Below are 22,668 nucleotides of genomic sequence, written 5' to 3'. Positions count from 1 at the left end.
ATGTTCGTTGACAAAAATAACTATTTTAATTTATTCTAAATAAGAATTGTTTATATATTTGCATCCTTATCAAGAATAAGTCTAAATAAATATAATGCGATTTCGACTAGCGACCTTTCTACTACTTATAGGTACACATATTATAGTAGCGCAAAGCCAAGTGCCCAGCGTTACAGATTCTATTTTATCACAAGAATTAGAAGAAGTCATAGTGACCGCCACAAGAACTGCCCGTCAATTATCATCGCTTCCCCTACCCGTTACCTTGGTAGGCAAAAAACAGATTATAAAATCCGGTACCGTACGCCTTAATGAAATACTGAACGAGCAAACAGGTATTATAACGGTTACCGATGAAAGTGGATTTCAAGGGGTACAAATACAAGGTATTGCATCGGACTATATTCTGATTCTTATAGATGGAGTTCCATTGGTGGGGCGCAGTGCCGGAAATTTCGATTTAAGCCGACTTACCGTAGGTAATATTAAACAGATTGAAGTAGTTAAAGGTCCGTCAAGCAGTTTATATGGATCTGAGGCATTGGGCGGAGTAATCAATATCATCACCGAAAAACCGGAAAAGCAAGATTTTAGCGGAAATGCATCATACCGTATCGGTAGCTTTTCTCAACAAGATATGAATCTAGACCTTAAGCAGGGTTTTAAAAAATTTCGGTATGGATTTTTCGCCAATCGTTTCTCATCCAACGGATATGACCTAAATGAAGATGCGGAGGGCCAAACCGTTAACCCGTATACCAACTACACCCTAAACGGTAGGTTGTATTATGATATCAACGATCAACTTTCTCTCTTTACCTCTGGGCGATTCTACGATCAGGTACAAGATGCCGGATTTACCGTGGATAGCATTCAATACGAAGGTGATACCAAAGAACGTGAATGGAACGCACATGCCAGACTGGACCACAAATTGACCCCGGCGCTCAACATGGCTTATGAACTGTACTATACCAATTACGTTGCTACCGAATTATTGGCAGACCCTATTTCTACCGATGTTTTGAGCGATAGTGATTTTGATCAAAAATTACTGAGGCCAGAGGTACGTGGTAGCTATACCTTTAATATTGAAAACGAAAACAGAACCGGGTTCCAAAACGGGACTTTAACCGCAGGAGCGGGATTACAGTTAGATGAGCTGGACAGGACTTATTTTGAAGAAAAAGTGAATTTCACTTCTCAATACCTTTATGCCCAGTATGATTTTGACCCTTTGGAAAAACTGAATGTTATTGCCGGAGCGCGCTTTGACAATCACTCTGAATACAACAACCAATTTAGTCCCAAGTTGGCATTACGCTACCAATTAAATCCAAATCTGGCTATTAAGGGATCTGTAGGTTATGGTTTTAAAGCGCCCGATTTTAGACAGTTATATTTTGACTTCACCAATTCCGCGGTGGGCTATACCGTACTAGGTTATAATGTAGCCTTGGATAAATTACAAGAATTAGAAGAACAAGACCAAATCTTAGATGTGGTGGTCACTGAGGACGAATTGAGCCAACCGTTGGAAGCAGAAAGTTCTATTGGCTATAACCTAGGCCTAACTCTAAAACATGGTATTGGCAATACAGAAATCAATTTCTTTAGAAACGATTTTAAAAACCTAATAGATACCAGAATCATTGCCCGCAAGACCAATGGACAAAACGTGTTCAGTTATATGAATTTTGATGAAATATACACTACGGGCTTTGAAATCAACTCCGCCTACAAACTCACGGATAATTTAAATATAAGTGCCGGATACCAATTACTTTATGCCTTTGATAAACAAAGAAGAGAAGACGTAAAAAACGATCAAGTGTTTGTACGCGATGCCAATACCGGACAATCTGTTGCCCTGGCCACTTCTGACTATTTTGGCTTGGTCAACCGTTCTAGGCACAATGCCAATTTTAAATTCTACTATGATATACCCTCTGCCAATACCCATGTAAACTTGCGTGTACTCTACCGTAGTAAGTATGCACAATATGACACCAATGGCAACGGACTCATAGATAATTTCGATACCAGTTTTATAGATGGTTTTGTTACCCTAAATGCCGCGGTAAGCAAAATATTCTATACAGATTTTACACTTCAGGTTGGCGCAAACAACCTATTGGATTATACGGATAACAATATCCCGACAATGCCGGGCATACAAGCATTCATTAAATTAAATTATCAATTCTAACCCACCTGGCAACAGGTTTTAATTACAATTACCATGACAAAGAACATTTTAGCAGTAGCATTTTTAGCAATGGCATTCACCTCTTGTAGCAGCGATGATGACAGCACACCAACGGATCCGGTACAGGCGGAAACCGTTATCAATTTATATGCACCACAAACCGGAGGTCAAGGAGAACCTGTTGGTGGTGAGTTCATCAAATTTGATTTTGAGACCGGAGCCATTACTACCAGTGATACCGCATGGGACATTGCCTTTAGGGGCACCACGATCGCCGTTAATGGCGGTACCTTGACCGGCACTGAAGATGAACCGGAAAGAAATGGTAATGTTGGCGTAGCCGAAGTAACCGGCACCTTGGCAAGTGTAACCACAGCAGAAGGACTTACTTTTGAGCAAGATGCAGATGCTTCTTTTGCCATAGCAACAGGTAGTGATAATGGTTGGTACAACTACGCAGGAGACCCAACACATTTAATTACACCTATACCAGGTAAAGTATTTGTATTTAGAACTACCGAAGGTAATTTTGCCAAAGTAGAGTTTATAAGCTATTATGAAGATGCGCCATCTGAACCAAATGCTTTTGAAGATGCTACACCGTACTATACCTTTAATTATGTTTACAACCCTAACGAAGGCGATACTTCTTTAGAATAGTCTTATTTTTAGAGCATAATAGTCAGTTACATATGGGCAACTTTGGGGTTGCCCTTATTTTCATTAAACCAATAATTACTGGTTCATATAATCTTGCCATTGTACAATAACATACTTTGTTACACCATTTTTAGTCGCTTTTAAAAACCCAAAATCATAACAAAAAAGGTAAACATCATTTTTTTGATTCTTCCAGTAGTGGGTAAAAAATTTGGGATTAAAACCTTCCTCTAAAAGAACACTCTTTCTAATAGTTGTAAATCCAGACTTATTATAGCGTTTTAGTATTTTTCTGTTTCTCTTCAGTTGTTTATCCACCGAAAAATAGAAGGTGTTTTCTTTCTGACTTTTTTCATATTGATGTATGGACTTACATTTTACTGAGCAGAAAATTTTATCCGTTCTACCTATCACTTCATTATTACATTCTGGACAAACTCTTTTCATGCTTATAACTTAATCGAATATTATACGAATAATATACGCATAATAGTTGATTAATTGATTTATTTAGTATTACACTTGACATGATGAACACACCAAAATCCATTACGTTACATCATCTAATGATCAAAAATCAAAAGATGATCGGCATACAATTTACTCAAGACAAACTTATACAGAATCTGATCAAGGGGCTTCCCGAATCTAGGTGGAGCACTAAGTACCACATGGTCTATATTCTAAATACAAAGAAAAACCTTGGTATTATTTTCAATACTTTTAAAGGGGTTGTATGGATCAACTATAACAAATTTTTAAGCAACAGACCTGTCAACACCCATAATGAAGTAGTAGATGTACAATGGTTCAGGGAAAGGAAACTACCTGAAGGCTATAGGGTTTGTCCAGAGGAATACCTGTTAAAACTAGAGCTTAAAAGATATGCCAACAGCACCGTAAAAACGTATGTCAACTTTTTTGAAATGTTCATTAATCATTTTAAAGATAGAGATATTACAACCTTGAACGAAAGTGATGTAAGGTCATATCTACAAAGGTTAATACATAGAAACGTATCTAACTCCTATTTAAATCAGACCATAAATGCCATTAAATTCTATTATGAGACCGTTCTTGGCATGCCCAACCGTTTTTACGACATTGAAAGACCAAGGAAGGAACATAAGCTACCTACCGTAATATCAAAAGAGGAGGTCATTGCCATGCTGAATTGTACAACAAACCTAAAGCATAAATGCATTTTAGCCTTGCTCTATAGTGCCGGTTTACGTAGAAGTGAACTTTTAAACCTTAGGGTCAAGGATATAGATAGTAAACGAATGTTGGTTTCTATAAAAGGCGCCAAAGGCAATAAAGACCGAGTAAGTCTATTATCCGAAACAGTTCTACAAGATTTACGGCTCTATTTTAAAGAATGGCATCCTAAAGATTATTTGTTTGAAGGCCGTAAAGGCGGTAAGTACAGTGCAGCAAGTGTAATACAAATTGTAAAACAAGCTGCCCATAAAGCTGGAATTTTACAAAATGTTACTCCACATACCCTTAGGCATAGTTTTGCAACACATTTGTTAGAATCTAACGTTGACTTGAGACAAATACAGGTATTATTAGGTCATGGTTCTAGCAAGACAACAGAAATATACACCCATGTAGCCACTAATACTTTTAAGACAATAAAAAATCCATTAGATTAGTATGCACAAAGTAGATATATGTGCAATTGTGCACATATACAATTGTTAGCTACAAGCTGAAAAAATGACTATACATGAAAACTCTCTGAAATGTGTTAGAATTGAAGTTCTAGCTGAAAATACTCAAGCTCACTTGACTTAGGGCTCTGGTTTTTTATGTAAAAAAGGAACGAAAATATTTTTAGTTACTAACTGGCATATGGTAACTCTTAAAAACTTCCAAACAAAACAGAATTTACATCCATCTGGTGCAATCCCTGGTTTTTTTAATTTACACTTTCATAGTGTGACTAATAAAACAGAAACTACGACCTCGTGGAACGAAACTGTGAGAACAACATTAGAACTTTATCACTCTGAAAATGTCGGTGACGAAAAAATATATAATGATAATCCCAAATGGTATGAACATCCAGTATTGGGTAGTCAAGTGGATGTTGTTGTTCTAGATGTGACTTCAGAAATAACTCATCCTGATTTTAACTTAGTTTGCTTGATATAGATGAAGAAATATCAAAAGACTTAAAAATTGGAATAATGGATGATATTTTTGTTACCGGCTTTCCTTTGAAAACAAATACTACACCGAATAAATTTCCAATATATAAAGGAGCAACTATCGCCTCTGAGCCAGATATATTCAATTCACTACCGATGTTTTACATTGATGGTAAAACCAAATCAGGGATGTCAGGTTCACCAGTTATAAAAAAAGATAATACTATAAAAACAATTGCAACGCCTACTGGAATAACTCTTAATCAAGGTAGAATAGGATTAGCTGGAGTATATTCTGGTAGAGACCGACAAGAAAAAGACGAATATGAAGCCGAACTAGGAATAGTTTGGAGACTGAAAGAATGTCTATTACCCATATTAGAAAGCGCCAGTAGCTAACAATGGCTATAGTTAATACGGGGTTTGGTGTTTAATCCAAAGTTAAGTGTATTTTTATAGAGTCCGCCAAATCTTTTGATTTGGCTTTAGAACAAAAAAGATAAAACAAAATAAAAAGTTTTGGCTAAGTTCTTAATCGGAAATTAATTGCTTTTTAATTCCCGCACTAACCATAGCCGAGACGTTGTGCATAATTATGAAAAACATCCAGATTTTAATATTATTCCTATTTTCATTTGGTGTTTATGCGCAAAACATAAGCAAAATAAATGCGGATTTAAAACTATCTGATTCGCTGACTTACGACACAGAAATCCGAATTTATCAAGGTGGAGGAATAACAAATTATTCGTCCCTTTTTAGAATGTTTAAGGGTAAGTCAGAAAAATGGACAGCAGAATTTTACGAGCATTACTCAAAAGTTATCGGACAAACAAAATTGAGGACTAAAAAGCGGACTCTAAAATCGGACAATGATATGGAATTCGTCTACTTAAACTTGCTGAGGAGTCATATTTTAGATTTACCGAATCTAAAAGAAATTTATTGGAAATTGGAAACCAGAGGTGAAGTAGAAAAAGTGGAAATAATGCATAAAGGAAAAATAAAAGAAGAGTACGAAATACTAAGTAAAAGAAAAACTATTGTAGACGGAGAAGGTTATATAGTTCAAGCCAAAGGCTGGAAATTTAACGAATTTGAGTTTTCAAATCCTGACAGATACTTAGAATATTACCCAGAGGTTGATGAACTAATTTTTGTTTGCGAGATATTAAATACGATTCGAAATGAATTTGGGGTTTGGAAAAAATAACTATGCACAACACCGTATATAATTTATTGCTAGTTCTAGCCTACTTACGAAAATCCTCGCGGATTTTCTATTCGGTTTTTATTTGCTAAATTACGCGCTAAACCACGCAACAAACCATATACAAACACGTTGGCATTAATTATGAAAAACCTAATATTAATTTTAATAATCGTAGCATTTATTTCTTGCAAAGATAAATCGGACAGAGTTGTGATTCGAAACTCTGGAGATGCGGAAATACTTTTTTACAAAAATAAAGGCTTCACGGATTCAATTGCGTCAATCACATTTGATAAAGCTCTTGACCAAATTCGGAATAAGGAATTTAAAAAGGCAAAAAAATTGCTATCAAAAGCAAATGAAATTGAGCCCGATAATAAAATTATATTAAATGGACTTGGTAATGTAGAATCCGATTTGAAAAATTTTGATAAGGCATACGAATACTTCGAGCAAGCTCTTGAAGTCGATAATAATTTTGGAATAACATATCTAAATTATGGAACTGCGTTTAATAAAAACTCGGAGGAACACAAAGCTATTGATATTCTAACAAAGGGAGTCGAAATCGAAAAAAATGAAACCCGAAAAGGGTATTTTTATTACACAATTGCCGATGCATATTATGATATAAAAAATTATGAAAAGGCATATTTATATAACACCAAAGCTCTGAATATAGTGATGGAACCAGAGGTAAGAAAAGATTTAATTGAGTTAAGAGATTTAATAGCTGAACGGAAAGAATAACTAATGCCAACAAAACCTAAACGTAATGCGGACTTTCGGGCTAAATCGAAAGGTCTGTGTATATTTATGAAGTAGCTAAATCTTATGGATTTAGCTTTTGAAAAGAAAAAATAAATCTAAACAATAAGCTTTAGCTTCGTGCGCAGACGGAAACGAAAAGTTTCCTTGCCTCTGCACTACGCTTAGCTCAAGCGTTAGCAAATATTATGAGATACCTTTCTTTATTACTTATAGTTTTACTAGGGTTTCAAGCTAATTGTCAAAATTTAAGCAAAGAAGAGTGGTACGACGTCTATATTCAGTCTGGAAAAATCTTGCAATTCATTACTAATGCTGAGGTTGACAAAATAGGCGAAAGACTTGACTTGAAAGATCAAGACAACTTCGAAGAATTTAAAAAAGTATTTACCGAGAAAAAAGTTCCGTTTAATAGCACATCGGAAAATGTCTATGCACATCCTCACTTTTATCTGACATCTTTAGAAAATGAATTTGAATTAATTATCCCAGGAGTTAAAGTTTTAGAAAAAAGAGATGGCGAGGATTACGAGAGGTCTCAATATTATTTTGTTCTTAAAACAAACGTTATTTATGACAGGATAAAAAAGGAAGTTTACTTTAAAAATGCTGATATACTGACTGACGAAATAGAGATACATAATTGGTGGCTTGGTCAATGGGAAGGCTATATGGACGAAGTTAGAAAAGTCTACAAATTGTACGATTTCACTCCTCCACCCCCACCTTCTCCTCCTAAAAACCTTCAATAAATATGTTGAAAAATAACATTTGCTAACAAAACCTATAAACAATACGGGCTTCGGGCTTAATCGCAGGGTTTGTGTATTTTTATGATGTCCGCAAAATCTTTTGGATTTTGCTCTGGATAGGAAAAAATAAATCAAAACAAAAAGATTTCGCTATGTACGTGGCGGAAAGCAAACGCTAGTTTGCTCCCGTACTGTTCATAGCTCAACCGTTAGCTACAATAAAAATTTTGGGGATTTTCTCTCCCGCTAAATTCTGTGTTTTCCAAAGGCAAAAAGCTAAAAATAAATCAACTTTGTTTTTGTGGCGGTAGCGCTTTTTGCAGTGTGCTTTTTAAAATTGGCTGACAAAACTCACGCAAACACTTTTACTTTTTTTAAATTTTCGCTGCTAAACAGTCTAGTGCAACTCTGCCCTATTTCGGATTGTGTGGGCTGACGAAAGACAGGAACCTACCGCTTATTTTTGCCAGTAATTTCTCAGAGTCCATCCAGTAATTATCCGCCAATAATTGGTTTGTTGCAAAAATACACTGTAGCTAACAAAATGTATAATTCATGCCGACAAAATTCGGTGAAGTTTCCAAAGTTTGGGCGTATTTGCATGTCGCACTTAGTTTTTAATTTGTTGCTTTTAACTATTTTAGCAACAAACAAAAACTAAGCGCTTGTGCCAGGCTCGAAATTCTACGAATTTCTACGCGGCACAAATCATACACTGAACGTTGCCACACATTTAAAAATACAAATAACATTACCCTATGAATTGGACAAAATTATGCGATGAAATATTTCCTTTTGGAATCCCTAATCATTGCGAATGGAGAAATATGGACGAGATTATTAAAGTTTTAAGAAAGGTAGGTTGGCAGAAAAACAGCAATCATACATTTTTTCCAACAATGGGAGGACTGGATTTACAAGACGCAAAAGAGTCTTTAGAAGAAGACTGTATTGAATTTATCTGTTCTTTAACGTATATAATCAAACCTAAAAAATTGACATTTGAGTCTTTTCAAGACCCAATTTGGAATTATTTCAGGCTCGAAACGGCTGACATTGAAAAGTCTGGAGTATTTGATGACCCAGGACACTCAGAAGAACTTGCGGAGTTAACGCCCTTGAACTACGTAAGCAGAGAATATTGGGATGAACAGAGATATAACGACGAACCATTACCTTCTACAGCACGTTTAGTCATAAGAAAACTTAAAGGCGGTTCTTTCGTGATTTTCAGCAAGCAGTCTTGGTACAATAAACAAAGTAGCACTTATGACGCTAGACATAATAAAATGAACGAAACAGAATTCCGAAAATACATTGAGGGAGTAATTGAAAATGGTTGGGAAGGGTAAAAAACGTGTGGCAACAAAACCTATAAACAATACGGGCTTCGGGCTTAATCGCTGGGTTTGTGTATTTTTATGAAGTCCGCAAAATCTTTGGGATTTTGCTTTTTAACGGGACAAAGAAAAAAAGAAAACCAAAAGATTTCGCTATGTGCGTGGCGGAAAGCAAACGCTAGTTTGCTCCCGTACTGTTCATAGCTCAACCGTTGTGCGTCATTTAATGAAAACCTTGAAATACATATTAATTTTTGGAATTTTGATTTACAGTTGTCAATCAAACCGAGATAGATATGAGATAACCGAACGGACTGAAATAATTGCAAAAGACAAGTGTAAAATTCCAATTTCCTATCCTAAAATAAGTGGTTTATCGGATGAAGAAAAAACCAACAAACTGAATAAAATTTTAAAAGAATTTCCTGAACACGAATATTATGCTAAAAACTGCGAAAATGATGGAGAAAGTAAGGTAAAAGGCGACTATCAAATATTATTACAAACGGACAGTATTTTAAGCATTGAATTTCGCACTCTAATAGAACGACGAAATAAAAAAATTGATACAATTTATCATTCAGTTGTTCTAAATCCAAAAGCAAAAGATACGACTGAATTTGGGATTATTGGAATTGAGCCAAATGAAATAATCCCAAACTTTGAACGCGGAAAAATTTATCCGTATGTCAAAAAATATAGTACGAAAAACGATAATTACATAAATCTATTAGCCTACGAAACAGGAAGTGATTATGTGATTACTTGGGCTATTTCTGACAAGGATTTTATACTTTATGTTGGTGGCGAAGGAGAATGGTTTGGGCATAACCGAATAAAAATTCCATTGAACGAATTAAAATAAAAACGAACGCACAACAATGGCTAAACGTAATGCGGGGTTTTGGGCTAAATAGAATGGTCTGCGTATATTTATGATATCGCTAAATCTTTGGGATTTAGCTTTGGACAAGAAAAATAAAAACTAAACCAAAAGCTTTAGCTTCGTGCGCAGACGGAAACGAAAAGTTTCCTTACTACCGCACTACGCTTAGCCGAACCGTTGTGGTGCATACCTAAAATGAATAGTATATTAATAATCTTAGGAGTTTTAATTGGACTAATCGGACTGATTTTCCTTGCTCTTTATATTGCTGCCTATAGAAGACGTCCAAAATTCAATAATAAAGGGTTTACCGAATTAGAAAAGAGACTACTAATTGAACTTTATGGATTGTTTGATACAGAAACCCAAACTAAATTAAAAGCTCAAATCGAATATTTTCGACCAAATAGAAAGTGGAGACAGTATTGGGAAAAAAGCATGTCTATTGAACTTTACGGAGATAACGAAAATCCGCTTTCTGATAGTTTAAAATATAAAAGAAAAGATGAAAGTAAGTTAGCGACAATTAGGTTTAAGGCAAACGAAGAGAAATTCTATATAGAATTCGACAACTATGATGGACGTATTTGGGGTTGGAAAATTAGACCGAATCCAAAAAAGATTATGAAAACAACTTCCATTGAAGTTACAAGTAAAAAAATAAATAATGACCCCAATAGCTTTGCTCAAACTACATTCAAGAAAAAGAAAATTAAATCTATTCCAAAATTCGAAGGGTTACTCGGAGAACTAAATGCTATTAATTCTATAAATCAAATTTATCATCCGATTGGAAAGAAATTCTTGAAAAATTACATAAAAAGAATAGACTCCAAATTACCCGATGAATATCTCCAAATTATAGAAGAATCAGAAGGTGTTGATTTTGGGTACTTTAAAATACTTGGTATTTCCGAAATATATACTACTGGACTTGATGATGGGAATTATTATCATTTAGCGGAATTCGATGATGGAGTTATTGCTGTAAAAGAAGAAGATAAAAGCGGAACTATTTTTTACTGCCACTATTCGGGACTTTTGGACAATTTAGGGACTGATTTTGGGACAGTAATATTAGATTGCGCAAAAAGTACGACACCACAACACAACCTATAAACAATACGGGCTTCGGGCTTAATCCAATGGTTTGCGTATTTTTATGAAGTCCGCAAAATCTTTGGGATTTTGCTTTGAACAGAAAAAGAAAAAACAAAACCCGCCCGTACCGAAAAGGTACGTTCGGGCGGGCAAAAAGATTTCGCTATGTGCATGGCGGAAAGCAAACGCTAGTTTGCTCCCGTACTGTTCATAGCTCAACCGTTGCAATTAATTTAAAATGATCGTCATAAATTCAATATTTTCGATTTCAATAAGCTTGATTTTCCTAATCATTAATCTGAATGGCGGAATAAAAACGACTGAAATACAAAACGTAAATCTGACTGAAAAAAATGATTGCGGATTTGAAAATGTGACTTTAAAAACGGAACGGACTGAAAAGGAACATAAATTTCTGTTTTGGTCATTGTATCGAAAAAAAGTAAAAGTTACTGACCGAATTGTTGACTCAAATGGAAATGTAATTTTTGAGAAAAAATCAGTTTTTATCTGTTCAATGGACGCATGTGATGACCGAAAATTCAATAGAATAAAAATTGTCGGAAAGGAAATTTGGATATTTAGACACGGAAAAAATGTAGAAAAAGTTAAACCAATAAAACGTTATGATTTTTGCGGAAATTTTCTTGGAACTAAACCGTGGGAAGACGGAGATTATTACGAAATATAAAAAACTAATGGCAACACAACCTATAAACAATACGGGCTTCGGGCTTAATCGCAGGGTCTGTGTATATTTATAATGTCGCGAAATCTTTGGGATTTCGCTTTGACAGAAAAAAGAAAAAACAAAACCAAAAGATTTCGCTATGTGCGTGGCGGAAAGCAAACGCTAGTTTGCTCCCGTACTGTTCATAGCTCAACCGTTGCCATTAATTATGACCAACCAATGAACCAAGAACAATTAAGAAAGGAATATTTACGTCTAACAAGACTTGAAACGATAAAAGATTGTTCTGACTTATTAGATATTTACTTAAAATATTTCTTTGAGGTTATTAAGCAAAACTCAAACGAAGCTAAAACTCACGCTGAATCAGAAGCCGAATTAGTAAATCAAATGATATTTACTAAAATCGGACATATGAAAGAACTATTAAACGGATTTGAATATGAATCCGCAGACGGAACAAAACTGAACAGAATAGTTGACCCAACTGTAATAGCCTCACATATTAGAAATCTATTTGAAACTGTTTCAATGTTTAGTTTGGTATATACACAACCTTCTACTGATGACGAAAAAACGATTTTGTATAATTTGTGGGTATCTGCTGGATTGAAATATAGGCAAAGGTTTGATGTTGTTGTCAAAAAAGCAGAAAGTCAAGAGAAATTAGATAAAGAAAAGCAACAAATAGATGATTTAAAGGCTGAAATAGAAAACACGGACTTGTATAAAGCTCTTGACGAAAAAGACAGAAATAAAATACAATCTAAACTCAAGGAAAAAGATTATAAAATTCAATTTAAAGATGGAAAAGTAGAATTTTTAAGCTGGCAAGAAACTGTTCCTGTAATGGGAATTAGAGATGGAGTAATGGACACAATTTACACATACTTCTCATTGTATGCACATCCATCGAATGTTTCCGTTTTTCAATTTGCAGATATGTTCAAAAAAGAAGAGAACCCATTTATATATCTCACTACTTTTAATCTGAACAACTTCTTTTTCCTATTAAGCATTTTCCTATTTGACTACATAAAATTATTTCCAAATGTGAAAAACACCTTTGAACAATTAGAAAAAATAGAGCAAATTGTAATTGATAGGCAAAACGTTTTTGCAAGAGATGAGAGCTATTCCATAAACGATGAATGGAAAGCACTTGGATAAAATAACTAATGGCAACAACATGTATAAAACATAGCTAATAAGTGCTCAACCGAAAGGTATGTGCTTATTTGCAAAGACCGCCAAATTTTTAAATTTGGCTTTTAAGATTGATAAGTTAAAAACAAAATATAAAAATTCGGCTCTGTGTTAATCCGAAAAGTTAGCGTCTTTTTACACGCTACGTTTCATACACAAGACCGTTAGCCACAAGCTGAAAAAAATATAGTAACTGTAATCAACCGAAATGAAAGACGGAATAATAAATTGGAATGTTGACCCCGAAATTTTCACTTTATTCGACACTTTTCCAATTAGATATTACAGTCTTTCGTGGGCAATTGGTTGCGGTCTTTTATACTTAGTAGTTAAGAGAGTTTATCAAAAAGAGAAAATCCCTCTCGAAAACTTGGAACAGCTAACTATGTACATTTTAATAGGAGGGCTTCTGGGTGCACGCCTAGGGCATTGCTTTTTTTATGAACCACAATATTACCTACAAAATCCACTTGAAATACTCTTACCTATTCGAAAAGTAGGCGAAACGTTCAAGTTTACCGGCTTTCAAGGACTTGCAAGCCATGGCGGATTAACTGGAATAGTAATCGCAATCATCCTTTATGTTAGAAAGACCAAAACAAATATTTTGTGGATAATGGACAGAGTTGCTCTTGGCTCTGGATTAATGGCTGCGAGCATTAGAATTGGAAATTTTATGAACTCTGAGGTATACGGTAAACCGACAAATGGAAACTGGGGTGTGGTCTTTGAAAGGGACGACCTAATACCTAGACATCCAACGCAACTTTACGAAGCTGCGGCATATTTGTTGATTTTCGTTGTTCTTTTGCTTGTTTATAAATCAAAAAAAATAAAAAGGCAAAATGGACTTATGGTTGGAATTTTCATGATTTTAATGTTTGCAGCAAGATTTATGATTGAATTTGTCAAAGAAAATCAAGTTGGATTTGAAGATTCGATGACAATAAACATGGGGCAAATATTGAGTATTCCGCTAATTCTTTTGGGGTTTGTAATTATATACTACGGGGGAAAGCCTGTGGCTAACAATGCCTATAGCAAATAGGGCATAAAGTGCTATATTTAAATGCTTGGGCGTATTTGCCGAGTCCGCCAAATTGAAAATTACGTGCCAGCGAAATATTCAAATTTGGCAATTAAAAAAGAAAAATAATTACAAAACAAAAAGCTCTGGCTAGCAGACCAGACGGAAACGAAAAGTTTCCTTGCCTGCCCTACTTGCCATAGCCGAACCGTTATCTGCAAGCTAAAAAAACCTATGAATTTCGATTTAGAAAATAAGTTAAATGAATATGTAAAGCAGAACGATTTAGATTCAGCTATAAAAATTGCGGAATTGGAATTGAGCAAGATTCCTCAAACAGACTTTCATCAGCTTATTGGAGTAAATCTTCTGAATATGGAATCGGAATTGAGTCGATTTATTTCGAAATTTTACTCAACCGTAAAACTTAAGTATGCGTTGAATTTTACAAAAAAACTAAATGCGTTTTATTGCGAGATGAATGGATTTACAATAAACTACGACCGTTGGTTTATTGACCTATTTTCATTTAGTGAAATTGGACAAGAAGATTATGAATGGTTAGCGGATTTCGAATATCACACGGGACAAGACTTGACTCTAAAGGGATTTGAAAACTTACAAAAGGTATATGAGGACGTTTATAAAAATAAAAAGTTAGAAATACCAGAAATTGAGCAATCTTACGAGGTTGCCGAATTATTGGTCATTTTGCGTTTACAGGAGTTATTTAGAGAAACATACAAAAACGCCCAGGCTAATGGACTTAAATGGAGTAATTATCCAATGTTTGTGTCAGCCCACGATTACGAGATGATTTACCGAATAAACTGAGTTGAAAAGCCAGCAGATAACAAAACCTATAAACAATACGGGCTTCGGGCTTAATCGAATGGTTTGTGTATTTTTATGAAGTCCGCAAAATCTTTGGGATTTTGCTTTAAACAAGGAAAAGAAAAAACAAAACAAAAAAATTTCGCTATGTGCGTGGCGGAAAGCAAACGCTAGTTTGCTCCCGTACTATTCATAGCTAAAACGTTAGCATTTATTTAAGCACCATATTTTATCTCGAAAACTGTAACGAATAGATTCTTTTGTATACCCATAAGAAGTAAAATTATAATCTTCTATGAAAATTGGAAAAATCTTTAAAAATATTGGATATGTATTTTTAGGAATTGGAGTGCTAGCAAGAATAGGCTCCCGACTTACTGATGGAGAAATATCTGAAGTTCTGTCGGATTATCAATTTCTAAAATTCATTGGATTTATATTTTGGGTAATTGGATTCGCGATAAACGAAATACTAAAAAAAAGGAATAATAATAACGTTGGGAAAAGTAAATTGGGCAACCCTTCAATAAAAAAATAAGCAATGAGCAAAAAAGTAAGTTCTATAACCACATTTATATTAGGAGTTATAAGTTTATTAATTACGGCTGCATTGTTATTCAACGGTCGGATGCTTATTGGCATATTTGCAGGAATTACGAGTATTCAACTTCTAAAACAAGCATTACGTAAAAAAACAAATGCTAACAAAATCTAAACGTAATGAGGACTTTAGGGCAAAATAAAAAGGTCTGTGTATATTTATGATGTCGCTAAATCTTATGGATTTAGCTTTGGACAAAAAAAGAAAAAACTAAACAATAAGCTTTAGCTTCGTGCGCAGACGGAAACGAAAAGTTGTCTTACTTCCGCACTACGCTTAGCTAAACTGTTACCCAACATTAAAAAAAAATGGAATTACTTATTCTTGGAGGTTTAGCTTTTTTGGTTTATTTCTTTTCAATAATGTTTACCAAAACGGATGAACAAAAAGAATACGAAAGAAAGTTAAAAGAAAGTTTAGAGGATGAATACATAATAGACCCAGAAACTGGAATTAGACTAACACTAGAAGAAGCAGAAAGTGGAAATTGGATTGGGGACAACAATGAATACATTACTGTACCTGAATCTGAAATAAACAAATTATCAACCGAAGGAGAGCAACAAGCTGAAAGTGCACTCAATTATTTAAGAGAAAGCAAAAAATACATAAGAACGGAACTGTCTGACAATCACCTTCAAATTCTAAATAGCACAAAAATCTTGGGTAAATATGATGCATGGACATATTCTAACCCTTTTTCATTCGAAAATGGAATTCTAATTTTACCTGCTCCTGAATTAAATGGAATGACATATTATGAAGAAGATTATAAGGAGTCTCATTTAATGTTTTGGAAAAAAATTGACAATATAAATGGTCACTATTTTTTAAGAGAAAAATCCTCGATTGAAAAAATCTTTGATAAATTCAGGAATGATGATGATTTAAAACTTAAGGATTATGAGTCATTTACATTTAAAAGAAGTTATAATGTAATAAAAATCAATAAAATTCTTGAAAATTTCAAAAATGAAAAAGGATTAGAAATTGAAATTAATGATAATGATTTTTTTGTTAAAACAATGAGATTAGTAAATATAGAGGATATTAAGAGAATTGAAACTATCTTAAAAAACGTTGGGTAACAAAACCTAAACGTAATGCGGAGTTTAGGCTAAAACCGAAAGGTCCGTGTATGTTTATGAAGTCGCTAAATCTTATGGATTTAGCTTTGGACAAGAAAAATAAACTAAACAATAAGCTTTAGCTTCGTGCGCAGACGGAAACGAAAAGTTTCCTTGCCTCCGCACTACGCTTAGCTCAAGCGTTGTAGCCAATTAAAACAAAACGAAATGTCGATAACAAAAGAATCTGAATTAATAGGAATGAAAAGAGTTAGTGAAGTTGTTGGAACTACACTAAAATTGATGAGAGAATATGCTAAAGTTGGAATGTCAACAAAAGAGTTGGACGAATATGGCAGTGAAATTTTAAGAAGTTATGGAGCAAAATCAGCACCTTATGAAACTTATGATTTCCCAGGTTATACTTGTATAAGCGTGAATGAAGAAGTTGCTCACGGGATTCCATCTGAAAATAAAATACTTAAAGAAGGTGACCTAATAAATATTGATGTTTCGGCTGAATTAAATGGATTTTGGTCTGATAATGGAGGTTCTTTTGTTCTTGGAAAAGATATTCACAATCATCAACCTCTTGTAGATGCTTCCAAAAATATATTAAAAAAAGCTGTTACGAACATAAAAGGTGGTGTGAAAATAGCTGATATTGGACAAATAATTGAGACAGAAGCAAAAAAGTCTGGATTTAAAGTAATTAAGAATTTAGCAGGACACGGAGTTGGGAGAAGTTTACACGAAGAACCTGAAAATATTTTAAATTACAGAGTTAAAACAAATCGTGAAAGATTTAGAAAGAACACTACAGTTGCAATAGAAACTTTCATTTCGACTAAATCGACTGTTGCAGTAGAATTAAATGATGGTTGGACTTTAGTTGGCAACAAAGGTGGATTTGTGACACAACACGAACAAACAATATTAATTACAGATAAAGACCCAATGATTCTGACTGAATCAAATGGAATATGGAATTAAAAACTGGCTAAAACAATGACTATAAGTAATTGCTCGTTCTCGTCTACTTCTGAAAATCCTATCGGATTTTAAGTTTGGTGTGTACTTGCACATTTACGTGCTACTCCACGCAACTACTCATAGCCGAGACCGTTAGCATTCATTTGAATAAAATTAAACAACAACATTCTCATATTGAGTATTTAAAATCTCTACAAGATAAATAATCTATGAATAAAATAACTCAAATTTTAATAATTAAGGCTTTGGTACTAGGAAATATAATGTCTTTACAGGGACAAACCAAGGAAGAAAATAGCTTATTGTATGAAAAACTAATACCTCAATATGTTTCCTGGGCAGTTTCCGTGGATCAAGCCGGTATTAAAATAGGTGAGTATTTAAATGAGAAAGAATTGCTATTGGCAAAAGAAGTTGGAGTTAAATTTCCTGAAAAAGTAAGGATTGTATATGTAGATGAAGTACCCTTTCCATATGAAAATGAACACTTAAAACAAATGGGGCTATCATTAGGCTTTATTGGAAAAGATATAAAGAATGAAGCTCAGGCTTTTGGCTATTCAATTTATGTCAGGAAAGACTTAAATTTTACTATTAGTAAATTAGCTCACGAGTTGGTTCATGTAATGCAAATCGAAAGGTCTGACTCATTTTTTACATATGTCATTCAATATCTAAATGATTTAGCAAAATATGGATATTCTAAATCACCTCTGGAAATAGAAGCTTTTCAAGCAAATAAAAAGTATGATGGAATGTAGTTTTATTGGCAAGAATAAAATACAATTAACTTTGATTATGGATTACAAAAACGAAATGCCAACAATGTATAAAAATAATTGCTCAATTTTGGCCTAGCCAAAGGTCGTTGCAAGTTTACTACGTCTGAATTTCCTTCGGAAATTCCTCGCGCGCAAACACGCAACTTAACATATACAAAACCGTTGGCAACAATATTACAAAAGTTTTGAATTGGTTCAATTTTGGTGTAATTTAGCATCGAAATATTATTTTTATGGCAAGACAGAGCATATCGTTCACGCAACCAAATGATGAATGGTTAAAGACACAAGTTGATAATCAAGAATACTCAAGTAAAAGCGAACTTGTTAATGACCTAATTCGTCAGGCTAGAAACCAACAAATTGAAATTGACTGGATTAGAGTTAAATTGGAAAAGTCTGAAAAAAGTGGATTTACCAATGATAGCAAAGAACAAATCTTAGCACAATCCAAGTCTAAACTTAATGAATAAGTATAGATTAAGTAATGACGCAAAAGATGACCTGATACGCATTCGTCGCTACGGAATCAAAAAATTTGGGGAGCAACAAGCGGACATATATTTCGAAACGTTTTTCGAATATTTTGACATTATAGTAAAAAGACCTTATTCATTTGAATCTGTGGAATACATAAAAAAAGGGTATCGGGGATGTGTTTGCGGTTCGGATAGTATTTACTTCAAAATCAATAATGATACGGTGGATATAATGGCAATTGTCGGAAAACAGGATTTGAAAAATATACTCTAAACTGCACGCAAAAATACTATTACCAATAAAACCTATAAACATTACGAGCTTCGGGCGTATTGTTTATAGGTTTTTGTATTTTTATAATGACCGAAAAATCCTTTGGATTTTGCTTTAGACGAAAAAAGAAAAAACAAAACAATAAGCTTTAGCTTCGAACGAAGACGGAAACAAAAAGTTTCCTTACCTCCGCACTACGCTAAGCCGAGACCGTTGGCAACAAGGTGGCGGAGAATTTGCAGGATGGCTATTGGACAATGAACTCATTGATCAAATGAAGATAAAATTAAATCCAATAATTCTAGGCAACGGAATTCCGCTTTTTGGAAACTCCACAACTAGAGCAAAATGGAATTTGATCAAAACGGAATCATTTGAAGAAGGACTAAAAATTTTGACTTATGAAATAGAATCATAGCGTAAAATTAAAGTGGTTCTTTTCAATAAAAAAACTATTAGATACTCATTAACAAATAGTTAAATTAAAATGTTAGCGCTATTTTAATTCATAATTATAGTACTTTACTTTTCACCATCATCCATAATCAAAAACACAAAGCATAATGAAACATTTTTATCTTTCTATCTTAATAGTTTTAACCCTATCCTTTTCAATACAAGCCCAAGTAGAAAGTACCCTAGTAGACATTGGCGGCTACCAAATGCATTTCAACATTATAAAAGGAAAAGGAACTCCCATTCTTTTTGAAGCGGGTGCTGGTAATGATGGTTCTGTCTGGGACAACATTTTAGAAAAAATCCATAAAGTTACGGGTACAACATTGATTACTTATGACCGCTCTGGTTTTGGACAAAGTGAATTAAATCCAAACTTGAAAAACGATTCGGATTTTGGAATAAAAAATGGAATTAAAGAACTGGAAACAGGTCTTTCAAAGTTGGGGTACGATGATGAAATCATTTTAGTTTCCCACTCGTATGGTGGGCTGTACAATTTGCTCTATGCAAACAAACATCCTAAAAAAGTAAAATCCGTGGTCTTAATTGATGTAACGCTTAACAATTTTTGGAATGATGAATTATTGAAAATGAGAGATAACAATGTTGATATTAGTACAATACCTAAACCTTCAGGAGACTATTTTTTGAATGCCAATTACAATGAAACCATGCGATATGCAAGAAATATAGATTTCCCAGAAAGTATACCATTACTAAATATTTTTCCTGAAAACTCTTTACCAGGTTTACCTGAGGCACTTTCCACTAGATGGAGAAAACTTCACGAAGAACTTGACGACAATAAGGAAAATGTTACAAACATTATCGCCAAAGGAAGTGGTCATGCAGTATTTCAAGATAATCCCTCTTTAGTCATCAATGCAATTATAAAAGCTTATTCAAAAACACTAGACGAAAGGCAACAAAATGAGCTATTACAAAAGACGTTAGATAATGCCATAGAATTATCTATTGAAACTAAGTTGAACAATCGTTCAGAGCAAGATTTGAACACATTGGGATATACATTTTTAGGAAACGAAGAATTAGATAAGGCTTTAGAAGTTTTTAGATTAACTACAATTTTATTTCCAGATAGTTCTAATGCATATGATAGTTATGGAGAAGCATTATTAAAAGCAAATAGAAAAGCTGAAGCAATTGAAATGTATGAGAAATCAATAGAATTGAATCCAGAAAATGAAAATGGAAAAAAGGTATTGCTTCAATTGAAACAAAAATAATTTGAAGAACAGTATGCAAAAAAGGGTAGAGCTAAAGTACTGAATCAGTAAATAGAGATTACCGGTCGCCAATTTTAATAATTGCTTTTTAGAATTTCAGAATACTTGTTTAACTCCCAATAAACTTAACTTCTCGGCTATTCTTTTTCATTGAATTATTAGTCTTCAAGTTCACATTATAGCCTTTAGCCTTTATATAGTATTTCACAGATTTTCTAATTTGATATCGCATAATTAAAAAACTTTGAAATCCAAAGGACAACTCTTAAATCTAAATAATCATAAAAATGAAATAGATAGTTTAGTTAAATTTATACTATGGATAAAATAGCGATATTATACCAAGCCCAATTACCTCCTATTAAAGAAGGTATTCAAAAACCTATGAAACCTGGAGGCTATGCAGATAGTGGAGCGGATATAGCTTTTGCATTATTAAAAAACCAATATCATGTAATTACACCTGTAGAACATCCAAATGAAAATATTGACAAGGATTGGGTTTTTCCAGACACAGATGATGGTATTAAAAATGCATTGAATAAAGGAGCAAAAATCTTTTGGCTGAATACGGTGCTCTATAACCATCACAACATAGAAAAATTTTATAACGAAGATCTTTATATTGTAGGGCAAACACCATCCTTAGTAGATACTTTTGATGATAAAATGTATACCAATTATATTTTAGCTACCAACAATATACCTATCCCTAAAAATCAACTCATTACCAATGAAGATTACAATAACCTTTCATTGGACTTAAAATTTCCTTTGGTATTAAAACCGATAAGAGGAAGAGGAAGTCAAGGTGTAACGAAAATCAACAACTACAAAGATCTTTTAGATAGGTTACATGCAATGTTTTCAAACAATACCTATGGCACCGCTGTTTACATTGAAGAATTTTTAATTGGAAAGGAAATAACAATTACCGTAATGCCAAAAGGGAATTACATGGTAAACGGCAAAGAATTGTTTTATGATAGACCATGGTGCTTACCTGCTGTAGAAAGATATAATCATGATAATGGTATTGCCCCTTATAATGGAACAGTAGCTGTTATGGAAAACAGTAAAGTACTAAGTGATGCAGAGTTACAGAGTAATGAAATTCTAGAAGTTTATGAACATTGCGTTAAATCTGCAGAGATAATAGATATTAAAGCTCCCATTAGAATAGATTGCAGATCTAACAGTACAGGAAAATATTATTTATTTGACCTTAATATGAAACCGAATATGACCGGCCCCTCAAGGTCCCACAGAAATAATCAAGATAGTTTATCGTTACTATCTGCAAGAAAAATAGGATGGAATTATATTGATCTTTTGAGCAACATCCTGAACCAAAAATGGAACTCGGTATCCATAGACAAGTAAACAACAAGCACTTTAAAATGAAAAGTCACAAATACGAAATAAAAGTTGAGTGGACAGGTAACGAGGGAAACGGAACTTTAAACTATACCTCTTACAACCGTAATCACGAAATTAAATCCGTTGGTAAATATGATGCAATTCATGGGTCTTCTGATCCATCATTTTTGGGCGACAAATCAAAATATAACCCAGAAGATCTTTTTCTGTCTTCAATAACAGCTTGTCATATGCTATGGTATTTACATTTATGTTCCGTACATAAAATTATAGTAACTGCTTATGAGGATAATGCTACGGGAACAATGGCGGAAGATAATAACGGTAGCGGAAGGTTTACAGAAGTTACCCTTAACCCTACCGTTAGAATTTCGGATAAAAACAGAATGCAAGAAGCTAAAGAATTACATGAAGAAGCTAATAAAATGTGTTTTATTGCCAATTCTTGCAACTTTGAAATTAAACATAAACCTAATATTATTTCAGATTAAGACTCATAGAAAAATGTATGTACACTACATAACATAATAAAACATGGCGTTT

The 22,668-nt window shown here is 33.8% G+C and carries 26 protein-coding genes and 1 pseudogene; 26 read left to right on the top strand and 1 reads right to left on the bottom strand.

Annotated elements, in window-relative coordinates; all coding sequences use genetic code 11:
* The first annotated feature begins 94 nt into the window (after nucleotides 1–94).
* Both CSC80_RS11335 and CSC80_RS11330 read left to right on the top strand, forming a co-directional pair.
* Nucleotides 95–2,209, top strand: coding sequence for a TonB-dependent receptor (locus CSC80_RS11335; RefSeq protein WP_099191923.1), 2,115 nt, complete (start codon nucleotides 95–97; stop codon nucleotides 2,207–2,209).
* A 33-nt stretch (nucleotides 2,210–2,242) separates the two neighbouring features.
* Nucleotides 2,243–2,869 carry an HmuY family protein gene (locus CSC80_RS11330; RefSeq protein ID WP_099191921.1) on the top strand — a complete coding sequence of 209 codons (627 nt, stop codon included), beginning with the start codon at nucleotides 2,243–2,245 and terminating at the stop codon, nucleotides 2,867–2,869.
* 75 nt (nucleotides 2,870–2,944) lie between these two features.
* Here the strand turns inward: CSC80_RS11330 and CSC80_RS11325 are convergent, their stop codons facing one another.
* Nucleotides 2,945–3,316, bottom strand: a complete 372-nt coding sequence (locus CSC80_RS11325; protein ID WP_071341930.1) for a hypothetical protein — start codon at nucleotides 3,314–3,316, stop codon at nucleotides 2,945–2,947.
* 83 nt (nucleotides 3,317–3,399) lie between these two features.
* Here CSC80_RS11325 and xerA point away from each other — a divergent pair, with 83 nt between their 5' ends.
* From xerA to CSC80_RS11205, 24 genes and pseudogenes are all read left to right on the top strand, one after another.
* A complete protein-coding gene (xerA, locus tag CSC80_RS11320; RefSeq protein WP_236973388.1) occupies nucleotides 3,400–4,527 on the top strand; it encodes a site-specific tyrosine recombinase/integron integrase in 1,128 nt (375 codons plus the stop codon).
* Nucleotides 4,528–4,726: 199 nt separating this feature from the next.
* Entirely contained in the window at nucleotides 4,727–5,029 is a 303-nt protein-coding gene (locus tag CSC80_RS11315; protein ID WP_099191917.1) for a hypothetical protein, read from the top strand.
* The gene (locus CSC80_RS11310; RefSeq protein ID WP_099191915.1) at nucleotides 5,017–5,424 is read left to right on the top strand and encodes a hypothetical protein; all 408 of its coding nucleotides are present in this window, start codon (nucleotides 5,017–5,019) and stop codon (nucleotides 5,422–5,424) included. Before CSC80_RS11315 ends, CSC80_RS11310 begins: the two co-directional genes overlap by 13 nt.
* A gap of 196 nt (nucleotides 5,425–5,620) precedes the next feature.
* Entirely contained in the window at nucleotides 5,621–6,238 is a 618-nt protein-coding gene (locus CSC80_RS11305; RefSeq protein WP_099191913.1) for a hypothetical protein, read from the top strand.
* Nucleotides 6,239–6,379: 141 nt separating this feature from the next.
* Entirely contained in the window at nucleotides 6,380–6,988 is a 609-nt protein-coding gene (locus CSC80_RS11300) for a tetratricopeptide repeat protein (RefSeq protein ID WP_099191911.1), read from the top strand.
* Between the two features lie 206 nt (nucleotides 6,989–7,194).
* Entirely contained in the window at nucleotides 7,195–7,758 is a 564-nt protein-coding gene (locus tag CSC80_RS11295) for a hypothetical protein (protein WP_099191909.1), read from the top strand.
* A gap of 758 nt (nucleotides 7,759–8,516) precedes the next feature.
* Nucleotides 8,517–9,110 (top strand): hypothetical protein, encoded by a 594-nt coding sequence (locus CSC80_RS11290; RefSeq protein WP_143751743.1) that lies wholly within the window; start codon nucleotides 8,517–8,519, stop codon nucleotides 9,108–9,110.
* 145 nt (nucleotides 9,111–9,255) lie between these two features.
* Nucleotides 9,256–9,963, top strand: a complete 708-nt coding sequence (locus tag CSC80_RS11285) for a DUF4163 domain-containing protein (RefSeq protein WP_143751742.1) — start codon at nucleotides 9,256–9,258, stop codon at nucleotides 9,961–9,963.
* 216 nt (nucleotides 9,964–10,179) lie between these two features.
* Nucleotides 10,180–11,103: a hypothetical protein gene (locus CSC80_RS11280; protein WP_099191903.1), complete on the top strand. Its 924-nt coding sequence runs from the start codon at nucleotides 10,180–10,182 to the stop codon at nucleotides 11,101–11,103.
* A gap of 220 nt (nucleotides 11,104–11,323) precedes the next feature.
* Nucleotides 11,324–11,776 (top strand): hypothetical protein, encoded by a 453-nt coding sequence (locus CSC80_RS11275; RefSeq protein WP_099191901.1) that lies wholly within the window; start codon nucleotides 11,324–11,326, stop codon nucleotides 11,774–11,776.
* A 99-nt stretch (nucleotides 11,777–11,875) separates the two neighbouring features.
* Entirely contained in the window at nucleotides 11,876–12,946 is a 1,071-nt protein-coding gene (locus CSC80_RS11270; RefSeq protein ID WP_143751741.1) for a hypothetical protein, read from the top strand.
* Nucleotides 12,947–13,190: 244 nt separating this feature from the next.
* A complete protein-coding gene (gene lgt, locus CSC80_RS11265; protein ID WP_099191897.1) occupies nucleotides 13,191–14,030 on the top strand; it encodes a prolipoprotein diacylglyceryl transferase in 840 nt (279 codons plus the stop codon).
* Between the two features lie 213 nt (nucleotides 14,031–14,243).
* On the top strand, nucleotides 14,244–14,843 hold the full coding sequence (locus CSC80_RS11260) for a hypothetical protein (protein ID WP_099191895.1): 600 nt from the start codon (nucleotides 14,244–14,246) through the stop codon (nucleotides 14,841–14,843).
* Nucleotides 14,844–15,138: 295 nt separating this feature from the next.
* Nucleotides 15,139–15,381, top strand: a complete 243-nt coding sequence (locus tag CSC80_RS11255) for a hypothetical protein (protein ID WP_099191893.1) — start codon at nucleotides 15,139–15,141, stop codon at nucleotides 15,379–15,381.
* A gap of 3 nt (nucleotides 15,382–15,384) precedes the next feature.
* Nucleotides 15,385–15,558, top strand: a complete 174-nt coding sequence (locus CSC80_RS19500) for a hypothetical protein (RefSeq protein WP_180268609.1) — start codon at nucleotides 15,385–15,387, stop codon at nucleotides 15,556–15,558.
* A 194-nt stretch (nucleotides 15,559–15,752) separates the two neighbouring features.
* On the top strand, nucleotides 15,753–16,532 hold the full coding sequence (locus tag CSC80_RS11250) for a hypothetical protein (RefSeq protein ID WP_099191891.1): 780 nt from the start codon (nucleotides 15,753–15,755) through the stop codon (nucleotides 16,530–16,532).
* Nucleotides 16,533–16,739: 207 nt separating this feature from the next.
* A complete protein-coding gene (gene map, locus CSC80_RS11245; RefSeq protein ID WP_099191889.1) occupies nucleotides 16,740–17,504 on the top strand; it encodes a type I methionyl aminopeptidase in 765 nt (254 codons plus the stop codon).
* Nucleotides 17,505–17,713: 209 nt separating this feature from the next.
* Nucleotides 17,714–18,265: a hypothetical protein gene (locus CSC80_RS11240; RefSeq protein ID WP_099191887.1), complete on the top strand. Its 552-nt coding sequence runs from the start codon at nucleotides 17,714–17,716 to the stop codon at nucleotides 18,263–18,265.
* A gap of 254 nt (nucleotides 18,266–18,519) precedes the next feature.
* Entirely contained in the window at nucleotides 18,520–18,759 is a 240-nt protein-coding gene (locus CSC80_RS11230) for a CopG family transcriptional regulator (protein ID WP_099191883.1), read from the top strand.
* Complete coding sequence (locus tag CSC80_RS11225; protein ID WP_099191881.1) at nucleotides 18,752–19,039, top strand: type II toxin-antitoxin system RelE/ParE family toxin; 288 nt, start codon at nucleotides 18,752–18,754, stop codon at nucleotides 19,037–19,039. The genes CSC80_RS11230 and CSC80_RS11225 overlap by 8 nt, the downstream gene beginning before the upstream one ends.
* A 217-nt stretch (nucleotides 19,040–19,256) precedes the next feature.
* Nucleotides 19,257–19,457, top strand: a pseudogene (locus tag CSC80_RS11220) (dihydrofolate reductase family protein); the annotation flags it as partial.
* 145 nt (nucleotides 19,458–19,602) lie between these two features.
* Nucleotides 19,603–20,745, top strand: a complete 1,143-nt coding sequence (locus CSC80_RS11215) for an alpha/beta hydrolase (RefSeq protein ID WP_099191877.1) — start codon at nucleotides 19,603–19,605, stop codon at nucleotides 20,743–20,745.
* A 318-nt stretch (nucleotides 20,746–21,063) separates the two neighbouring features.
* Complete coding sequence (locus CSC80_RS11210) at nucleotides 21,064–22,128, top strand: carboxylate--amine ligase (protein WP_099191875.1); 1,065 nt, start codon at nucleotides 21,064–21,066, stop codon at nucleotides 22,126–22,128.
* Between the two features lie 17 nt (nucleotides 22,129–22,145).
* Nucleotides 22,146–22,616, top strand: coding sequence for an OsmC family protein (locus tag CSC80_RS11205; RefSeq protein WP_099192312.1), 471 nt, complete (start codon nucleotides 22,146–22,148; stop codon nucleotides 22,614–22,616).
* Nucleotides 22,617–22,668 lie beyond the last annotated feature (52 nt).

Source organism: Maribacter sp. 6B07, assembly GCF_002700155.1.
Lineage (GTDB): Bacteria > Bacteroidota > Bacteroidia > Flavobacteriales > Flavobacteriaceae > Maribacter > Maribacter dokdonensis.
The sequence above is the reverse complement of the archived record's forward strand: the minus strand, read 5'-3'. Positions and strand labels throughout refer to the sequence as shown.

Excerpts from the sequence above, each read along its gene's own strand:
- CSC80_RS11325 (WP_071341930.1), bottom strand. The coding sequence starts at position 3,316 with ATGAAAAGAGTTTGTCCAGAATGTAATAATGAAGTGATAGGTAGAACG.
- CSC80_RS11255 (WP_099191893.1), top strand. The coding sequence starts at position 15,139 with ATGAAAATTGGAAAAATCTTTAAAAATATTGGATATGTATTTTTAGGA.
- CSC80_RS11305 (WP_099191913.1), top strand. The coding sequence starts at position 5,621 with ATGAAAAACATCCAGATTTTAATATTATTCCTATTTTCATTTGGTGTT.
- CSC80_RS11225 (WP_099191881.1), top strand. The coding sequence starts at position 18,752 with ATGAATAAGTATAGATTAAGTAATGACGCAAAAGATGACCTGATACGC.
- CSC80_RS11330 (WP_099191921.1), top strand. The coding sequence starts at position 2,243 with ATGACAAAGAACATTTTAGCAGTAGCATTTTTAGCAATGGCATTCACC.
- xerA (WP_236973388.1), top strand. The coding sequence starts at position 3,400 with ATGAACACACCAAAATCCATTACGTTACATCATCTAATGATCAAAAAT.
- map (WP_099191889.1), top strand. The coding sequence starts at position 16,740 with ATGTCGATAACAAAAGAATCTGAATTAATAGGAATGAAAAGAGTTAGT.
- CSC80_RS11290 (WP_143751743.1), top strand. The coding sequence starts at position 8,517 with ATGAATTGGACAAAATTATGCGATGAAATATTTCCTTTTGGAATCCCT.
- CSC80_RS11215 (WP_099191877.1), top strand. The coding sequence starts at position 19,603 with ATGAAACATTTTTATCTTTCTATCTTAATAGTTTTAACCCTATCCTTT.
- CSC80_RS11275 (WP_099191901.1), top strand. The coding sequence starts at position 11,324 with ATGATCGTCATAAATTCAATATTTTCGATTTCAATAAGCTTGATTTTC.
- CSC80_RS11240 (WP_099191887.1), top strand. The coding sequence starts at position 17,714 with ATGAATAAAATAACTCAAATTTTAATAATTAAGGCTTTGGTACTAGGA.
- CSC80_RS11230 (WP_099191883.1), top strand. The coding sequence starts at position 18,520 with ATGGCAAGACAGAGCATATCGTTCACGCAACCAAATGATGAATGGTTA.
- CSC80_RS19500 (WP_180268609.1), top strand. The coding sequence starts at position 15,385 with ATGAGCAAAAAAGTAAGTTCTATAACCACATTTATATTAGGAGTTATA.
- CSC80_RS11300 (WP_099191911.1), top strand. The coding sequence starts at position 6,380 with ATGAAAAACCTAATATTAATTTTAATAATCGTAGCATTTATTTCTTGC.
- CSC80_RS11335 (WP_099191923.1), top strand. The coding sequence starts at position 95 with ATGCGATTTCGACTAGCGACCTTTCTACTACTTATAGGTACACATATT.
- CSC80_RS11295 (WP_099191909.1), top strand. The coding sequence starts at position 7,195 with ATGAGATACCTTTCTTTATTACTTATAGTTTTACTAGGGTTTCAAGCT.
- lgt (WP_099191897.1), top strand. The coding sequence starts at position 13,191 with ATGAAAGACGGAATAATAAATTGGAATGTTGACCCCGAAATTTTCACT.
- CSC80_RS11280 (WP_099191903.1), top strand. The coding sequence starts at position 10,180 with ATGAATAGTATATTAATAATCTTAGGAGTTTTAATTGGACTAATCGGA.
- CSC80_RS11250 (WP_099191891.1), top strand. The coding sequence starts at position 15,753 with ATGGAATTACTTATTCTTGGAGGTTTAGCTTTTTTGGTTTATTTCTTT.
- CSC80_RS11210 (WP_099191875.1), top strand. The coding sequence starts at position 21,064 with ATGGATAAAATAGCGATATTATACCAAGCCCAATTACCTCCTATTAAA.
- CSC80_RS11260 (WP_099191895.1), top strand. The coding sequence starts at position 14,244 with ATGAATTTCGATTTAGAAAATAAGTTAAATGAATATGTAAAGCAGAAC.
- CSC80_RS11205 (WP_099192312.1), top strand. The coding sequence starts at position 22,146 with ATGAAAAGTCACAAATACGAAATAAAAGTTGAGTGGACAGGTAACGAG.
- CSC80_RS11315 (WP_099191917.1), top strand. The coding sequence starts at position 4,727 with ATGGTAACTCTTAAAAACTTCCAAACAAAACAGAATTTACATCCATCT.